Source organism: Arthrobacter sp. Y3222053, from assembly GCF_059092805.1.
Genome location: NZ_JBNHIA010000003.1, coordinates 408074 through 424330 on the forward strand (window position 1 = coordinate 408074; position 16257 = coordinate 424330).

At 70.4% G+C, this 16257-nt stretch carries 16 protein-coding genes; 9 read left to right on the forward strand and 7 right to left on the reverse strand.

All coding sequences use genetic code 11. From position 1 onward, the window contains the following. Positions 1-8: 8 nt before the first annotated feature. A complete protein-coding gene (locus tag AC5RUW_RS09930) occupies positions 9-557 on the forward strand; it encodes a hypothetical protein (protein ID WP_494160536.1) in 549 nt (182 codons plus the stop codon). 125 nt (positions 558-682) lie between these two features. Here AC5RUW_RS09930 and AC5RUW_RS09935 read toward each other — a convergent pair whose 3' ends face one another. The 4 genes from AC5RUW_RS09935 to AC5RUW_RS09950 are packed head-to-tail and all read right to left on the reverse strand — an operon-like array spanning position 683 to position 5440. Further along, positions 683-2308 (reverse strand): glycoside hydrolase family 13 protein, encoded by a 1626-nt coding sequence (locus AC5RUW_RS09935; protein WP_494160537.1) that lies wholly within the window; start codon positions 2306-2308, stop codon positions 683-685. A gap of 8 nt (positions 2309-2316) precedes the next feature. Beyond that, complete coding sequence (locus AC5RUW_RS09940) at positions 2317-3162, reverse strand: carbohydrate ABC transporter permease (protein ID WP_494160538.1); 846 nt, start codon at positions 3160-3162, stop codon at positions 2317-2319. Next, complete coding sequence (locus AC5RUW_RS09945; protein ID WP_494160539.1) at positions 3159-4112, reverse strand: carbohydrate ABC transporter permease; 954 nt, start codon at positions 4110-4112, stop codon at positions 3159-3161. Before AC5RUW_RS09945 ends, AC5RUW_RS09940 begins: the two co-directional genes overlap by 4 nt. Continuing rightward, positions 4112-5440: an ABC transporter substrate-binding protein gene (locus AC5RUW_RS09950; RefSeq protein WP_494160540.1), complete on the reverse strand. Its 1329-nt coding sequence runs from the start codon at positions 5438-5440 to the stop codon at positions 4112-4114. Before AC5RUW_RS09950 ends, AC5RUW_RS09945 begins: the two co-directional genes overlap by 1 nt. Positions 5441-5613: 173 nt before the next feature. On the opposite strand from AC5RUW_RS09950, the gene AC5RUW_RS09955 reads away from it, so the two are divergent. From AC5RUW_RS09955 to AC5RUW_RS09985, 7 genes are all read left to right on the forward strand, one after another. Then, positions 5614-6663, forward strand: coding sequence for a LacI family DNA-binding transcriptional regulator (locus AC5RUW_RS09955; protein WP_494160541.1), 1050 nt, complete (start codon positions 5614-5616; stop codon positions 6661-6663). A gap of 71 nt (positions 6664-6734) precedes the next feature. Next, on the forward strand, positions 6735-7037 hold the full coding sequence (locus AC5RUW_RS09960; protein WP_494160542.1) for an urease subunit gamma: 303 nt from the start codon (positions 6735-6737) through the stop codon (positions 7035-7037). Positions 7038-7045: 8 nt separating this feature from the next. Continuing rightward, on the forward strand, positions 7046-7378 hold the full coding sequence (locus tag AC5RUW_RS09965) for an urease subunit beta (RefSeq protein ID WP_494160806.1): 333 nt from the start codon (positions 7046-7048) through the stop codon (positions 7376-7378). Positions 7379-7381: 3 nt separating this feature from the next. After that, positions 7382-9088, forward strand: a complete 1707-nt coding sequence (locus tag AC5RUW_RS09970; RefSeq protein WP_494160543.1) for an urease subunit alpha — start codon at positions 7382-7384, stop codon at positions 9086-9088. A gap of 2 nt (positions 9089-9090) precedes the next feature. After that, positions 9091-9786 (forward strand): urease accessory protein UreF, encoded by a 696-nt coding sequence (locus AC5RUW_RS09975; RefSeq protein WP_494160544.1) that lies wholly within the window; start codon positions 9091-9093, stop codon positions 9784-9786. Continuing rightward, entirely contained in the window at positions 9779-10519 is a 741-nt protein-coding gene (gene ureG / locus AC5RUW_RS09980; protein ID WP_494160545.1) for an urease accessory protein UreG, read from the forward strand. The genes AC5RUW_RS09975 and ureG overlap by 8 nt, the downstream gene beginning before the upstream one ends. Continuing rightward, a complete protein-coding gene (locus AC5RUW_RS09985; protein ID WP_494160546.1) occupies positions 10500-11429 on the forward strand; it encodes an urease accessory protein UreD in 930 nt (309 codons plus the stop codon). Before ureG ends, AC5RUW_RS09985 begins: the two co-directional genes overlap by 20 nt. A gap of 140 nt (positions 11430-11569) precedes the next feature. Here the strand turns inward: AC5RUW_RS09985 and AC5RUW_RS09990 are convergent, their stop codons facing one another. Beyond that, positions 11570-12220, reverse strand: a complete 651-nt coding sequence (locus tag AC5RUW_RS09990) for a hypothetical protein (protein WP_494160547.1) — start codon at positions 12218-12220, stop codon at positions 11570-11572. Between the two features lie 312 nt (positions 12221-12532). Here AC5RUW_RS09990 and AC5RUW_RS09995 point away from each other — a divergent pair, with 312 nt between their 5' ends. Next, positions 12533-13477 (forward strand): alpha/beta fold hydrolase, encoded by a 945-nt coding sequence (locus AC5RUW_RS09995; RefSeq protein WP_494160548.1) that lies wholly within the window; start codon positions 12533-12535, stop codon positions 13475-13477. A 32-nt stretch (positions 13478-13509) separates the two neighbouring features. Here AC5RUW_RS09995 and AC5RUW_RS10000 read toward each other — a convergent pair whose 3' ends face one another. Next, entirely contained in the window at positions 13510-14970 is a 1461-nt protein-coding gene (locus AC5RUW_RS10000) for an SLC13 family permease (RefSeq protein ID WP_494160807.1), read from the reverse strand. Between the two features lie 174 nt (positions 14971-15144). Continuing rightward, positions 15145-16164: a zinc-binding dehydrogenase gene (locus AC5RUW_RS10005; protein ID WP_494160549.1), complete on the reverse strand. Its 1020-nt coding sequence runs from the start codon at positions 16162-16164 to the stop codon at positions 15145-15147. Between the last annotated feature and the right edge of the window lie 93 nt (positions 16165-16257).

Consider the following 16257-nt stretch of genomic DNA (forward strand, 5'->3'; position numbering starts at 1 on the left):
GACTTTCCATGAAGCTCAGCCAGATCCCGCTGCGCCTGACCACCGGCGCCTTCATCCTCAACTCGGGCCTGAACAAGCGCAACCTCGACGCCGACAGCGCCGCGGGGCTGCAGGCGATGGCCGCCAACGCTTTCCCGCAGGTCGCCGAGATGGAGCCGGAGAAGTTCGGCAAGCTGCTCTCCGCCGCCGAAATCGGCGTCGGCGCGACCCTGCTGGCGCCGTTCATCCCCGCACGGGTGGCGGGACTGGCCCTGGGCGCCTTCTCCGGCGGCATGATTGCCATGTACCTGAAGACTCCGGGCATGACCGAGGAGGACGGCATCCGCCCCACCCAGCAGGGCACCGGCCTGGCCAAGGACGTCTGGATGGCTGGCATCGCCGCCTCGCTGCTGATGGCGAAGAAGGCACGGACGAAGGTCAAGGTCGTCAAGGTTCCTGCGCCGGCCAAGGCCGGCGCGGCCGCCGCCGCCGTCAAGGGAGCCGGCAAGGCGACTCAGAAGGCCGCAGGCAAGGCAGCCGGTACGGCAGCGAAGGCCGCCAAGTCGGTCAAGTCCTGATCAACCACAGCTGAGACCGGCGCGGCGGCCGGCGTCGTTCCCCGCGGGCGACGCCGGCCGCTGCGTATCCGTGCGGTCTTGGTATCCCTACCGGCCGGCCGGGTTGTGGCCCGGCCGGCAGCGGCTCAGACCAGTACCCAGACCGATTCGTCGGCACCGAGCTCCTGCGGTTCGCCGCCGGTGCTGGACAGCAGCACGCGGCCGGCGGGCACCGGCACCGGAGTCGGGCCGAAGTTGAGCAGGCACTGCAGCGGACCGCGGCGGAAGGCCAGCACGTCCGGCCCGGCGTCGATCCATTCGATGTCGTCGCCGGGTGCCAGCGCCAGCAGCTGCCGGCGGGCCCGGACGGCGCGGCGGTACAGCGCCAGGAACGAGCCCTCGTCGCCTTCCTGTTCCGAAGCGGCATACCGGCCCCAACCCTGCGGCTGGGGCAGCCACGGCGTCCCCGCCCCGAACCCGAACCCCGGTTCGGCCGCATTCCAGGGCAGCGGCACCCGGCACCCGTCCCGCCCCTTTTCCCGGCCGCCGGTCCGCTCGTAAATCGGGTCGCGCAGGGCCGCCGCCGGAAGGTCCGGCACCTCGGGCAGCCCGAGCTCCTCCCCCTGGTACAGGTAGGCTGCACCGGGCAGGGCCAGCGTGAGCAGCACCGAGGCCCTGGCCCGCTTCTCTCCCAGGGCATCATCGGCCGGCGGTTCGGTTCCGTTGCCGGCCAGCCACTTGACCGGGTCGGTGCCGTTCGGCAGCCCGTAGCGGGTCCGGTGCCGCACGACGTCATGGTTGGACAGCACCCAGGACGTGGACGCCCCGACCGATGCGACGCCGGCGAGCGCCGAATCGATCACCCGCCGGAACTCGTCGGCCTGCCAGGGGCAGCGCAGGTAGAAGAAGTTGAAGGCCTGGTCCAGCTCGTCCTGCCGCACGTACAGCGGCAGCCGGTCCAGGCTCACGCCTGCTTCGGCGACCGCCAGCCGCGGCGGATCGTACTCATCGAGCACCTTGCGCCATTCGCGGTACACCTCGTGCACCTCGTCCCGGTCCCAGAAGGGGTGGTTGTCCCCCTCCGGCGGAGAGAGCAGCGGCGCGATGTCGGCGCCGTAGGTGTTGCGCAGCGGCAGGTCCAGGTCCTTCATCAGCCCGTGCGCGACGTCGATCCGGAACCCGTCCACGCCGAGGTCGGACCAGAAGCGCAGGGTCCGGTCGAAGTCCTCCCGGACCGCCGGGTTGCGCCAGTTAAAGTCCGGCTGCTCGCGGGAAAAGATGTGCATGTACCACTGCCCGTCAGCCACCCGGTCCCACGCCGGGCCGCCGAACTTGGACTGCCAGTCCGACGGCGGCAGCTCCCCGTTCTCACCCAGCCCGTCACGGAAGATGAACTTGTCCCGTTCCGGCGAGCCCGGCCCTGCGGCGAGCGCGGCCTGGAAATCCGGATGCGCGTCGGAGCAGTGGTTGGGCACAATGTCGACAATGATCCGGATCCGGCGGGCGTGCGCCTCGGCCAGCAGCGTCCGGAAGTCATCGAGGCTCCCGTACATGGGATCGACATCGCGGTAGTCGCTGACGTCGTACCCGCCGTCGGCCTGCGGCGAAGGGAAGAACGGGGTCAGCCAGAGCGCGTCCACGCCCAGCTCCTCCAGATAGTCCAGCTTCGACACGACGCCGGGCAGGTCCCCGGTCCCGTCGCCGTTCGAATCCGCGAAGCTGCGGACGTAGACCTGGTAGATGACGGCGTCGCGCCACCATGTGCTGTTCATTGTTGCTCCTAGCCTTTGACGGCGCCGGCGGTCATGCCTGAGACCACGGCCCTGCGGAATACCAGCACCAGGATGGCGACCGGAAGGATCGCCACCACCGATGCCGCGAAAATGGTCCCGTACGGAACTTCGAACTCGGCCCCGAACAGGGCGATGCCCACCGGCACCGTGCGGAAGCGGTCCTCGGCGTTGAAGGTCATCGCCATCAGGAACTCGGTGAAGCAGGCCGTGAAGGTGAAGATCCCGGCGGTGAACAGGCCCGGCCGGGCGGCGGGCAGGATGATCGAAAACACCGTGCGGGTGACCGAAGCGCCGTCCATCCGTGCGGACTCCTCCAGCTCGAACGGCAGGTCCTTGAGGTAGTTGCGCATGATCCACACCGCGAAGGGCAGGTTGAAGGCGATATAGGGCAGGATCAGCCCCTGGTAGCTGTTGAGCATGCCCAGCGAGCGCTCGAGGAGGTACAGCGGGGTGACCACGGCGATCGTCGGAAACACCGAGATGACCAGCAGGCCCACCAGCATGGGGCCCTTGCCGCGCACCGGCAGCCGGGCCAGGGCGTACCCGGCCAGCAGGGCCAGCAGCAGCACCACGGCCGTGGCCGTGAGCGCGATCAGGACGCTGTTGAACATGTACGTGCCGAAGGAGTACTGGCCGAACGCCTCACGGTAGTGTTCCAGGCTCGGCTCGCGGGGCAGCAGGGTGGGCGGCAGCGAGCCCAGCTCCGCGGAAGGCTTGAAGGAGCTGGCGAACAGCCAGTAGATGGGCGCGGCGGTCAGCAGGGCGATCACCGCGGCGCTGATGTTGATGGTGTTGATGTAGCGGCGCCAGCCCCTGCGGGTGCGGTTCCTCATGGCTTCTCCTCGTTGACCTGGGAGCGGAAGGCCCGCAGCGACAGCAGGCAGGCGATCAGGACCAGGGCGCCGGTGGTGACCGCCACCGCGGCCCCGGTGCCCAGGTTCAGGCTCTGGAACATGACTTTCCAGCCGAGCAGGGCCAGGGACTCCGTGGACGTCCCAGGGCCTCCGCCGGTCAGGACGAACGGCAGGTCGAAGACGCCGAAGGCCTGCAGCACCCGGAACAGGACGGCGATCGCCAGCGTCGCGGACAGCTGCGGCAGGGTGACCTGCCAGAAGGTCTGCCAGGCGTTCGCACCGTCGAGCTCGGCGGCCTCATAGATGTCGCCCGGGATGGCCACCAGCCCGGCGAGCACGATGATCGCCACGAACGGCGTGGTCTTCCAGATGTCCGCGACCATCATTGCGGTGATGGCCGACGCCGGTTCGCCGAGGATCACCGGGTCGCCGCCGAAGAGGTCGAAAACCCACGAGACGGCTCCATAAGCGGAGTTGTACAGGTAGGACCACAGCTGCGCGGAGATCACCGTGATCATGGCCCAGGGGATCAGCAGCAGGGCCATCATCCAGCCCCGCCAGCTGGTCAGCCGCTCCAGGACCAGCGCCACGAGGGTGCCCAGGATCAGTTCGATGACCACGGTGACCACGGTGTAGAAGATGGTGAACAAGGCTGCGTAGGCCCAGCGGCCGCTGCTGAACAGCGCCGCGTAGTTGTCGGTGGTGAACCCGGTGAGCGCGAAACCGGTGTAGCCCAGTTCCACCTTCGAGAAGCTCATCGCAATGGAGAAGGCAATCGGGAACAGGGTCACCAGACCCACAACGGCCAGCGTAGGGCTGAGGTAGATCCATCCGGTGCGGGCGGCCGAGCTGGAGAGCCTGCTGCGGCGCGGCGGTGCGGACGCCGGCCCGCGGGCCGGCTCCGGGCGGGCGGGGGCGGAGACGGCCATCAGAGGCTCCTTCCATCCAGCGCGGATCGGATGCCCCGCGTCACGGCCGCCAGCCCGTCGGCGGCGGGAGTGCTCCCGGCCAGGACGCCGTTGACGTTGCCGTAGACCGACTGGGAGATCTGGGCGTAGTAGGGCGAGGCGGTGGGCCGGGGCACCAGGTCGTTGTCCACGCTGGCCGCGATCACCGGCGACAGCTCCTGCACCTCGGGCGAGGTCCGCACCGCGTCCAGGGCGGGAACCACCGTGGACCGCTCGGCGAGCTGCTGCTGGGTCTCCGCGCTCGTCAGCCAGGTCAGGAAGGCCAGCGACGCGCCCAGCTGCTCGGTGTGGGGGTTGATGTACACGTTCCAGCCGCCCACCGTGGAGGCGCGGACGTCTTTGTCTCCGAAGGCCGGCATGGCCGTGACGCCCACGTTGCCGGCGACGGCGGAGCTTTCGGGGTTTTCGGCGCTGGCGTAGGCGTAGGCCCAGTTGCGCAGGAATGCCGCGTCGCCGTTGGTGAAGGTCTGCAGCGCCTGGGGTTCCTGGTAGGTGGGCACGCCGCGGGAGCTGACCCCGTCCTCGATCAGCCCGCGCATGAAGTCCACGGCCTCGGCGGCCTCGGGGCTGTCGGTGCCCGGCCCGCTGAGGTCCTCGGCGACCAGCGAGCCGCCGGCGGCCGCCACGAATTCGTTGGTCACGGCGGTCAGCCCCTCGTACGAGGCACCGGGCCAGGCGATGCCGTCGCTCACCTCGCCGGCGTCCTGCAGCTGCCGGGCCTGCTCCGCCACCTGCTGCCAGGTGGTGGGTACCGGCAGGCCGTGCTTTTCCAGCAGGTCGGTGCGGTAGTAGAGGAACGCCTGGTCCAGGGTCAGCGGCATGCCGTAGACCTGTCCCTCATAGCTGGCGCCCGCCACGATCGCCTCGTCAAACCCTTCAAACCAGTCCTCGGGCAGGTAGCTGTCGATCGGCAGCGCCAGCCCGGCGTCGGCCAGCTGGGCCGCCCAGGAGATGTCTCCGTTGTAGACATCCGGGGTGGCGGCGCCGCCCATGATCTGGGTGGCCAGGCTGGCCCGGTTCGTGTCCGTGTTGGTCGGAGCGCTGATGACTTCGACGTCGATGTTCGGGTGCTCCGCCTCGAACTGCTCGACGAGCCAGACGCGGGCGTCGTCGGCGCGGTTGCCGAACGGGGAGGCCTGCCAGGTGATGGTGACCGGGGAGGTCGGTTCGGACGTGCTCTGCCCGGCGACCGGGTCTTCGTTACCCGGGGGCGAACAGCCGGCGGTGCCCAGCAGGAGTCCCGCCGTCCCCAACACCGCCGCTGTCCGCAGGCTTCGCTTGTGCGCCATAGCCGTCGTGCTCCCTTCGCAAACGCTTGCGTAGTTCACGGATAATGATTGGGAGCGCCAGGCCGTGATTTGGCACACCCTTGATGCCGCACAGCAAAAACTAGCACGCCATCAGCACCCTGCAGCGGCGAAAACAGTACGCAAGCGTTTGCGAATCCGTCTAGCATTGTCTTGTGCCTCTCCCCCATCCCCCGCACTCGGGCCGGCAACACCGTCCGGTGACCATGGCCGACGTCGCCCGGGCCGCCCAGGTGGCCCTGTCCACCGTGTCCCGGGCACTGGGCGGAAAGCCGGGCGTCTCGGACGAGCAGCGCGAACGCATCCTGGCCGTGGCCCGCGAGCTGGACTACGCGGTCTCCCCGGCCGCCTCGGGGCTGGCCTCCGGCCGGACCGGGGCGGTAGGCGTGCTGGTGCCGCACATTGACCGCTGGTTCCACTCCACCGTGCTGGCGGGCCTTGAGGACGGGCTGCGGGAGACGGGAATGGACCTGCTGCTCTACCGCGCGGAAAGCGCCGGGGAACGGTCGGCCTTCTTTTCCGCCCTGCCTTTCCGCCGCCGGGTGGATGCCCTGGCCGTCGTCGCGATCTCGCTCTCCGAAGCCGAAACCGCGGCCCTGGCCGGCCACGGCATTCCCGTGATCGGCATCAGCTGCCGCCTGCCCGGGCAGCGCTTCGTGGGGATCGACGACGCCGCCGGCGCCGCGGCCGCCGTCCGGCACCTGACCAACCTGGGGCACCGCCGGATCGCCGTCATCCGCACCACCACCGTGACCGGCAGCTACGGAGCGGCCTCAGTTGAGCGCTACCGGGGCTACCGGCAGGCCATGGCCGAACGCGGTCTGGAGGTGCCGGACGCGTACGTGGCGTCCGCGCCCTGGGGCGTGGAAGGCGGAGCCGAGGCAATGGCGCAGCTGCTTGCCTCCTCCCGTCCCCCGACCGCCGTGTTCTGCGAGTCCGATGAGGTTGCCATCGGTGCGCTGCGCACGCTTCGGCGCTCCAACCTGGTACCCGGCCGGGACCTCTCCGTGATGGGTTTCGACGACCACCTGATGGCGGACCTGCTGGATCTTTCCACCGTGGCCCAGCCGGTCCAGGACCAGGGGCGCATCGGGGCGGACATGCTGCTCGCGGCCCTGGGCCGGGGTGAAGCGGACCGGCCCGAGGTCGTGCTGCCCACCCGGCTGCTGGTGCGCGGCACCACCGCCTCGCCCCAAGGCAGGTAGGCCGGGATCCGAAACGCGGCTGTACATCAGCTGCAACACGGCTGAAACATGCCGCTGACAAAATTCAGGCCATGTTCCTCACCCCGTCGGATACCGACAAGCTGCTGCTCAGCGTGGCCGGCATGGTGGCCCGGGACCGCCGCGGCCGCGGCGTCAAGCTGAACTATCCCGAAGCCGTCGCCCTGCTGTCCTGCTGGGTCATCGAACGCGCCCGCGAGGGGGCGCTCGTCACGGATCTGATGAGCGAGGGCCGCAAGGTGCTGGCCCGGGAGGACGTCATGGAAGGCGTGCCCGAGATGATTCCCGACCTGCAGATCGAAGCCACCTTCCCGGACGGCCGGAAGCTCGTCACCATCACGGATCCGATCTCATGAGCACCCCGATGGTCCCCGGCGAAATCCGCACCGGCACCGGCCCGCTGGAGCTCAACGCCGGCCGCGAGACCCGCACCCTCGTCGTCACCAACGACGGCGACCGGCCGGTGCAGATCGGCTCCCACTTCCACTTCGCCGACGTCAACGCCGCCCTGAGCTTCGACCGTGAGGCCGCCGTCGGCTTCCGGCTGGGCGTCCCGGCGGGCACCGCCGTCCGGTTCGAGCCCGGCGCCTCGCGCGAGGTCCTGCTCGTGCGCCTGGCCGGCACGGGCACGGTTCCGGGCCTGCGGCTGCCCGCCGGCCCGGCGGCCGCATCTTCCACTGACCCGTCAGGAGCCTGAGCCATGCAGATCAGCCGGCACGAATACGCCCACCTCTACGGCCCCACGGTAGGTGACAGCGTCCGCCTGGCCGACACGGACCTGTGGATCAGCCCGGAGAAGGACTACACCTTCGGCGGCGACGAATCGGTCTTCGGCGGCGGCAAGAACATCCGCGAGTCCATGGCCCAGTCCACCCGCACCTCCGACCAGGGTGCCCCGGACCTGGTCATCACCAACGTGCTCATCGTGGACCACTGGGGCATCGTCCGGGCCGACGTCGGCGTCCGCAACGGCAGGATCGCCGGGATCGGCAAGGCCGGCAACCCGGACATCATGGACGGCGTGGATCCGGCCCTGGTGATCGGCCCGGGCACGGAGATCATCGCCGGCGAGGGGCGGATCCTGACCGCCGGCGGCATCGATACGCACGTCCATCTGCTCGGCCCCGAGGCCCTGCGCGAGGCCCTGGCCGCCGGCATCACCACGGTCGGCGGCGGCGGCACCGGCCCGGCGGAGGGCTCCAAGGCCACCACCGTCACCCCCGGGCGCTGGAACCTGGAGACCATGCATCGGGCGCTGGACGGGCTGCCGCTGAATTTCCTGCTTTACGGCAAGGGCAACACGGTCAGCGCCGCGGCGCTGGAGGAACAGGCGCTGGCCGGCGCCGCCGGCTACAAGGTGCACGAGGACTGGGGCTCGACGCCGGCCGCGATCGACGCCGCGCTCACGGCGGCGGACCGGTGGGGCGTCCAGGTGGCCCTGCACGCCGACTCGCTCAACGAGGCCGGCTACGTGCAGGACACCCTCGCGGCGATCGGCGGGCGCGGCATCCACATCTTCCACGCCGAGGGTGCCGGCGGCGGACACGCCCCGGACATCATCACGGTGGCCGCGGCGTCGAACGTCCTGCCGGCCTCCACCAACCCCACGCTGCCGTTCACGATCAACACCGTGGCCGAGCACCTGGACATGCTGATGGTCTGCCATCACCTGAACCCGCGCATCCCCGAGGACCTGGCCTTCGCCGAGTCCCGGATCCGGGCGAACACCATGATGGCCGAGGACGTCCTGCAGGATCTGGGCGCCATGTCCATCACCTCCTCCGACGCGCAGGCCATGGGCCGGATCGGGGAAACCATCACCCGCACCTGGCAGATGGCGCACGTCATGAAGGACTACATGGGGCCGGCGGAATCCGCGCTCCCGGCGGACAACGAGCGGGTGCGCCGGTACATCGCCAAGTACACGATCTGCCCCGCGGTGGCGCACGGCATCGACCATGAGGTGGGCTCCGTGGAAGTCGGCAAGATGGCCGACCTGGTGCTCTGGAATCCGGCGTTCTTCGGCATCCGCCCGCATGTGGTGATCAAGGGCGGAGCCATCGTGGCCGGGCAGATGGGCGATCCCAACGCGTCCCTGCCCACCCCGCAGCCGGTCTGGATGCGCGAATCGCTGGCCGCGGCGCCGTCGTCGGCTCCGCATCTGTCCACCACCTTCGTCGCGCCGGCCGCGCTGGAGGACGGGCTGGCGGACCGTCTGGGCCTCACCCGGCGGCTCACGGCCATCCGGTCCACGCGCGGGATCACCAAGGCCTCGCTGCCGAACAACACCGCCCTGCCGGACATCCGGGTGAACCCGGAGACGTTCATGGTCAGCATCGACGGGCAGGTCATCGAGCCCCGGCCGGCCACTGAGCTGCCGCTGACCCAGCGCTACACGCTGTTCTAGCCATGGGTCCCACCACGCATCCCGATCCGGCGGGACACCTCGCCGGGTTCCTGCTCGCCGACTCACGGCTGCCCTCCGGCGCCTACTCGCATTCCGCGGGCCTGGAACCGGCCGTGCTGGCCGGCCTCGGCGTCGACGGCGTCTACCCGTATCTGCTTTCCCGGCTGAACACGGTGGTGCGGACGGAGACGGCGGCCGCCGTCCTGGCGCACCGGATCGCCTCCGGGCACTCCGGCTGCTCCTACCCGGAGCTGGAGCGGGCGCTGGATGCGCGCACGCCCTCCCCCGCCCAGCGGGACGCGTCCCGGCGGCTGGGCCGCGGCATGCTGCGCCTTGCCGGCACCGTGCGGCCGGACCACCCGGCGGTGATGGCGCTGCGCGCCGAGGTCCCGCGCCCGACCCGCCCGGTGGCGCTGGGCGTCACGGCCGCCGCGCTGGGCATGGGCGCCGAGCCGCTGGCCCGGCTGTGCTGCTACGACGACGCGCAGTCGGTGGTGGCCGCCGCGCTGAAGCTCCTGCCGGTGGATCCGATGCGTGGCACCGGCTGGATCCTGGACGCCGCCGCCGAGATGGACGCCGTGACCCAGGCCGCCCTGCAGACCTGCACGCCGGAGGACATTCCGGCGCTCAGCGCTCCCTGGATGGAGCACTGGGCCGAAGACCACACCGAAAGAACAAGGAGGCTGTTCGTTGCCTGAGAACACCACACCCGCCCGTTCCCTGCGCCTCGGCGTCGCCGGCCCCGTGGGCACCGGCAAGAGCTCGCTGATCGCCACCATCTGCCGGGCCATGTCCGGGGAACTGCAGATCGGCGTTATCACCAACGACATCTACACCGACGAGGACGCCCGGTTCCTGCGCTCCGCCGGCGTCCTCCCGGCCGAACGCATCCGCGCCGTGGAGACCGGCGCCTGCCCGCACACCGCCATCCGGGACGACGTCACCGCCAATCTGCTGGCGGTGGAGGACCTGGAGGCGGACTTCTCCCCGCTGGACCTGGTCCTGGTGGAGTCCGGCGGCGACAACCTCACCGCGACCTTCTCCCCCGCCCTGGTGGACGCGCAGATCTTCGTGCTCGACGTCGCCGGCGGCGGCGACGTCGCGCGCAAGGGCGGGCCCGGCATCGCGCGGGCGGATCTGCTGGTGATCAACAAGATCGACCTCGCCGAGCACGTGGACGTCGATGTGGAGCAGATGGTCGCCGACGCGACGGCGGCCCGTGAGGGCGGTCCGGTCCTGGCGCTGTCCCGCAAGCGCGAGGCCACCGTCGCGGAGCTGGCCGACTGGGTGCGCGGCATGGTGCAGCGCCACCGGGCCGGCGCGCATGTTCCGCAGGATCCGGGGCCGATGGCCCCGCACTTCCATGCCGATGAGGACGGCGGCTACGTGCACAGCCATGACGGGGAGCCCGGTGCCCTCCACAGCCACTGACACCGGCCTCACGGCGGACTGCCTGACGGCGGCCGGCCCGGACCTGCGCACCCGCCCGGGTGCGGAGTCCGGTGGAGCCGGTGCCGGGCCGGGTGCGGAGCCCGGCCCGGCGCCGTCGTTCCGGCCCACCCGGATCACCGCCGAGTGCCGCGGCGGGCGGGCCAGGTTCACGGAGCTGGACCAGGGACACTACCTCGCGCCCCGGCCGGTCCGCGGCGCGTTTCCGGCCGCCCCCAACCACGTCAGGGTGGCGTTGATCGGCATCCACATGATGCTGCTGGGCGGCGACGATGTGCAGCTGCAGGTCCGGGTCGGCCCCGGGACCGTGCTCGAGGTGGTCGAGCCTGCCGGCATGGTGGCCTACGATGCCGACGGCGTCGCCTCCCGCTGGACCCTCGACGCCCAGCTTGGGGAGGGCGCAGCCCTGATTTGGCAAGGTGCGCCGTTCATCGCGGCGGACGGAGCGAACGTGCGCCGCAGTACCCGGATCTCCCTGGCTGCCGGGGCCCGGGCTCTGATCCGCGAGACCCTGGTGCTGGGCCGTTCGGGTGAGCAGGGCGGGGACCTGCGGAGCATCACCCGGCTGACCGGACCCGACGGCGACCTGCTGTATGAGGACCTGGACCTGACCGGGCCGCGGCGGCGCGCCGTCGGCGTGCTGGGCGGCACCAAGGTCCTGGCGGGCGCCACCGCGGCCGGGTGGCGCCCCGCTCCCCTCCCGGTGGGGCCGACGTCGGAACTCCCCGGCACGGAAGTCCCCGGCGGCGGGACGGCGCGGCGCTTCGACCTCGCCGGGGACGGCGCCGTCCTGCGGGCCCTGACCGATAACGCGCATCGTGCCGACCGGCAGCTGGACGCGGGCTGGAACGTCTGGAAGGACGAGCTGCTGGGCCGGTCCGGGCCGGCCTGACCCGGAACGGTGGAAGGGTCCGGCAAGGGAGCCCTTCGCAGTGAGCGTTCCCCGCTATCCTTGCCAACTCCCGGCGGGATGAGGCCCCTTCAACCCTTCCAAAAACAGCCCCGGCCCTGGCCACCGCCGACGTCGGCGGGCTAGCCATCCGCGGTCGCCGGACGGGTGAACCGCTGGCGGGGCAGCCAGGCTGCCTGCTCGGCGGTCCCGTCCAGCAGGGCCACCAGGACGTCCACGCCGACGGCGGCCGTCTTTCCCGCCCAGCGGCTGGTGGGAAAACAGCAGGCACGCAGCACGGTGCCGTGCGGCGAGGGCTCCAGGTCGAGCCGCACGGCGAGGGCAAACCCCTTGGTCCGCAGGGGCGGACGCAGCCAGAGCGTGCGCCCCCGCTCCGCGAGGATGCTGAAGCCGAGTTCCCTGGCTGCCCGGGACACCGCCGTCTGCGTGTTCTCCGGTCCCGTCGTTACCGGCAGTTCCGCGCGGGCCACCTGCCTACGGCCGGAGGCAGCGGCGTGCCGACCGGTTCTCTCCACCCGCCGTCGTCCGCGACGTGCGGCCCAGGCCACGCTTCCCCAGAGGTACGCCGTGGTGAGGCCCGCGATGCCCAGGAAGACAGCGTCCGGCGGAGCGGGTACGAGCCACACTGCAACGGCGGCCAGTGTCACGGTGATCAACGCGTTAGCGGCGATCAGCAGCCACAGCAGCCTGTCGTTGTCCGTATCAAGCCCCCGGTCGCGCACGTAATCAGCGGGAGTGCGAGCCAGCCTGATGTACCGTCGCTCGCTCTCCACGGCAGTTCCGACGGCGAGCCCCAGCCCGTGGGCCAGCACCGTGGCTGTAAGTCAGGGGTCTTTGTCTCCCCATCCCAGCTGTTGATAGGCCAGTCCCAGCAGGTACCCCGCGCCGCCCGCGACCGGCAGCAGCACCAGGCCAAGCAGCTGCAGCTTCCGGATCCGGGACATGGCGCGGAGGCTAATCCGGGCTCTACGCGGCCGCAAGCGAGACAGGTGGGAGGACGGCGGACGCCGGACGGCGGCGTGCGCCGTCCGGCGGGGCGTGGTTGGCTGGGTGCACCCAGCTTCCGCCGCGAAAGGACCCGCACGATGAGCACAGGCATCCACGGCTTCACCCGTTACGAGGAGTTCGCCGTGCCGGTCAACGGAATCACCGTCACCGGACGGATCAGCCGCCAGGATCGACCGGCGCCGGGCACGGGCTCCCCGGCCAAGCCGCCCCTGCTGCTGCTGCACGGGCACCCGGAAACCCACTTGATGTGGCACCGGATCGCCGACGACCTGGCAGAGCACTTCACCGTCGTCGCCCCGGACCTACGGGGCTACGGCGGCTCCTCGAAGCCGGAAGGCGCCGCCGACCATGCCACCTACAGCAAGCGGGAGATGGCCCGGGACGCGGTGGCCCTCATGGAACACTTCGGCGCCGAACGGGGGTTCGACAGCTTCGCGCTGTGTGCCCATGACCGGGGTGCCAGGGTGGGCCACCGCCTGCTGCTGGACCATCCCGGCGCGGTCACCCGGGCCATGTTCCTGGACATCGCCCCGACCCTGGACATGTACGCCGCCACCAACCGTGAATTCGCAGAAGCGTACTTCCACTGGTTCTTCCTCATTCAGCCGTCACCGCTGCCCGAGGCGTTGATCGAAGCCAACCCGCGGGCCTACATCGAGAACATCATCGGGTCCCGCTACGCCGGCCTGGGCCCGTTCCCTGCGCCGGTGCTGGACGCCTATGTCGCGGCACTCTCCTCCCCCGGCGCCGTGGCCGCCATGTGTGAGGACTACCGGGCCTCCGCCACCATCGACCTGGAGCACGACCGGGCGGACCGCGACGCCGGTACCGCTCCGGATGTCCCGCTGCGCGTGCTGTGGGGCCGGCACGGCGTCATCGAAGCGCTCTTTGATCCACTGGCCCTGTGGGGCAGGGCAGTGCCCGGCGCCACCGGCAGGGCGGTGGACGCCGGGCACTATCTGCCTGAGGAGGCCCCGGAGGAGGTGCTTGCCGAGATCCTGGAATTCTTCCCGGCCCGGTAAGCTCCTCGCCCGTCAAGGCGTGCTTCCGGACGTCAGTAGACGATGCCGAAGACCCACACGGCCAGAGTGAAGGTCACCAGGGTGGTCAGCACCAGGGCGATGAGGTTCAGCCAGACGCCGGCCTTCACCATGTCCACGATCTGCACGTGCCCGGAGGAGAAGGCGATGGCGTTCGGCGGGGTCGCCACCGGCAGCATGAAGGCGCAGGTCGCCGCGATGGCCACCGGAATCACCAGGAGCAGCGGATCGACGCCCAGGCCCAGGGCCACGCCGCCGATCAGCGGCAGGAAGGTGGCCGCCGTCGCGGTGTTGCTGGTCAGCTCCGTCAGGAACAGCACCAGGGCTGCAATCAGCAGGACGATGAGGATCAGCGGCAGCGGTTCCAGCCCGGAGACCTTGGTGCCGATCCATTCGCTGAGCCCGCTCGCCGTGAACCGGGAGGAGAGGGCCAGGCCGCCGCCGAAGAGGATGAGAATGTCCCACGGAAGCTCCTTCGCGCTGGACCAGTCCAGCAGCGGGGTGCCCTTGCGGATGTTGGCGGGGATCACGAACAGCAGCACCGCCACGCCCATGGCGATGACGGCGTCGGCAATCAGCGAGTCCGGCCAGAGCAGCGGGACCGTGATCCAGGAGGCGGCGGCCAGCACAAAGATGGCCAGGACCTGGCGCTCCCCCACGGACATCCGGCCGAGCTTGCGGTATTCGCTCTGGATCATCTCCCTGCCGCCGGGGATCTCGGTGATTTCAGGCTTGAAGATGACGAAGGTCAGCAGGTACCAGGCCAACGCCATGAAGATGACCGCGAGCGGCACCCCGACCAGCATCCACTGGCCAAAACCGATGTTCACATCGTGGGCATCCGCCATGTAGCCGACCATGAGGGCGTTGGGCGGGGTGCCGATGATGGTGCCGAGGGAACCGATGGACGCGGCGTAGGCGATCCCGAGCATCAGCGCGATGCTGAAGTTCCGCGGCGCCTTCTTCTCCTCGTTGAGGTTGGCGACCAGGGTCAGCACGGACAGGCCGATCGGCAGCATCATGACCGCCGTGGCAGTGTTGGAGACCCACATGCTGAGGAACCCGGTGGCGACCATGAAGCCGGCGATCAGCTGCCGCGGCTTGGTGCCGACCAGCAGCACGGTGGCCAGCGCTATGCGCCGGTGCAGGTTCCAGCGCTGAAGTGCCAGGGCCAGGAAGAACCCGCCCATGAACAGGAAGATGATGGGGTCGGCGTAGGGGGCGGCCGTCTCCTTGATGGGCGAGACCCCGAGCGCCGGAAACAGCACCAGCGGCAGCAGCGCCGTCGCCGCGAGCGGAATCGCCTCGGTCATCCACCAGACGGCCATCAGCACGGCGACGGCGGCGGTGGCCCGGGCGGGCTGGGCCAGGTCCTGGGGCAGGACCAGGTAGATCACCGCGCCCAGCACGACGCCGAGCACCAGCCCCGTGCGTTTGCGCAGCAGGACGCGGCGGTCTTCGGCGGGGGCCAGCATCCCCGGCGCGGTTTCGTTGTGGGTCTCGGTTGCAGGGCTTGCCACGTTGCAGTCCTCCAGTCGGGTTCACGGGGGGTCCGTCCATCCAACCGCAGGTCTTCCCTCAGCGCAAAGAAGCCCGTGCCCGCCGTCCTGCTCGGAACGGCGGGCACGGGCCCGGTGTGCAGCCGCGGCCTACGGGATCAGTACCAGCCTGATCGGGTTGCCTTCCTTGCGGTCCAGGGCCATGACGGCTTTCTCGGCGTCGGCCAGGGGCAGGCGGCCGCTGACCGAGCGGGCGAAGTCCAGCCGGCCGAGCCGGGTCAGGTCGACCAGCTGCGGCACGTGCTGGGCTTCCGATCCGTAATGGCCCAGGATCTGCCGGCGGGCGTAGGAGAAGCCGGTGCTGTCCGCGATGGTGATGGGGGTGCCGCTCAGCCCCACCAGGACCAGCCGGCCCTTGAGCCCGAGGCTGGCCAGCGCCTGCGCGCGCACGGCATCCACCCCGGCAAAGTCCAGTGCGACGTCGAGCCCCCGGCCCCCGGTGGCGGTTTTCAGCGCTGTCGCAAAACCCGGGTCGAGCGGGTCCAGCGCGACGTCGGCACCGAAGTCGAGCGCACGCTGCCGGGCTTCGGGAAGCGGATCGACGGCGATGATCGGTGCGGCGCCGACCAGCCGGAGCAGCTGGACGCCGTGCGCTCCCAGCCCGCCGATGCCCCAGACGCCCACGGCTTCGCCGGCGCGCACATCGGCGGTTCCGGCGATGGCGCCCCAGGGCGTGGACACGGCGTCGGGAATGATGGCGGCCTGGTCAAAGGGAATCCCGTCCCCCAGCGGCACCAGCACTCCGGCCGGCACGCAGACATACTCGGCCCAGCCGCCGTCGTAGTCCACGCCCATGGTCAACGTGGCGCCGTTGTGTTCGTATCCGGCCTGGATCACCACCCGGTCGCCGGGGCTTACCCGGTGCCGGGTCCCCGGGCCGGGCAGGTCCACCGTGCCTGCGACCTCATGCCCGAGGGTGACTTCGCTGCCCTTGAGGAACTGCGGCTTCAGCAGCCCTTGGATCAGGTGCACATCGGAGAGGCACACTCCGGCAGCCTCCACCTTCACCCGCACGAACCCCGGCCCGGGTTCGGGAACCGGCACCTCCACCATTGCGAACGTCCCGCTTTCGACGTTCAGCCGCCCTGCCATCATGGTTGCTGCAGACACGCAATCTCCCCTTCTCCAGACGATCCGGACTTTGTAAGCCCGAGGCTACTCCCTTAAACGTCTGGCCAAGCGGACCATCACAACGCCTCACCT

Excerpts from the sequence above, each read along its gene's own strand:
- AC5RUW_RS09930 (WP_494160536.1), top strand. The coding sequence starts at position 9 with ATGAAGCTCAGCCAGATCCCGCTGCGCCTGACCACCGGCGCCTTCATC.
- AC5RUW_RS09935 (WP_494160537.1), bottom strand. The coding sequence starts at position 2,308 with ATGAACAGCACATGGTGGCGCGACGCCGTCATCTACCAGGTCTACGTC.
- AC5RUW_RS09940 (WP_494160538.1), bottom strand. The coding sequence starts at position 3,162 with ATGAGGAACCGCACCCGCAGGGGCTGGCGCCGCTACATCAACACCATC.
- AC5RUW_RS09945 (WP_494160539.1), bottom strand. The coding sequence starts at position 4,112 with ATGGCCGTCTCCGCCCCCGCCCGCCCGGAGCCGGCCCGCGGGCCGGCG.
- AC5RUW_RS09950 (WP_494160540.1), bottom strand. The coding sequence starts at position 5,440 with ATGGCGCACAAGCGAAGCCTGCGGACAGCGGCGGTGTTGGGGACGGCG.
- AC5RUW_RS09960 (WP_494160542.1), top strand. The coding sequence starts at position 6,735 with ATGTTCCTCACCCCGTCGGATACCGACAAGCTGCTGCTCAGCGTGGCC.
- AC5RUW_RS09965 (WP_494160806.1), top strand. The coding sequence starts at position 7,046 with ATGGTCCCCGGCGAAATCCGCACCGGCACCGGCCCGCTGGAGCTCAAC.
- AC5RUW_RS09970 (WP_494160543.1), top strand. The coding sequence starts at position 7,382 with ATGCAGATCAGCCGGCACGAATACGCCCACCTCTACGGCCCCACGGTA.
- AC5RUW_RS09975 (WP_494160544.1), top strand. The coding sequence starts at position 9,091 with ATGGGTCCCACCACGCATCCCGATCCGGCGGGACACCTCGCCGGGTTC.
- AC5RUW_RS09995 (WP_494160548.1), top strand. The coding sequence starts at position 12,533 with ATGAGCACAGGCATCCACGGCTTCACCCGTTACGAGGAGTTCGCCGTG.
- AC5RUW_RS10000 (WP_494160807.1), bottom strand. The coding sequence starts at position 14,970 with ATGCTGGCCCCCGCCGAAGACCGCCGCGTCCTGCTGCGCAAACGCACG.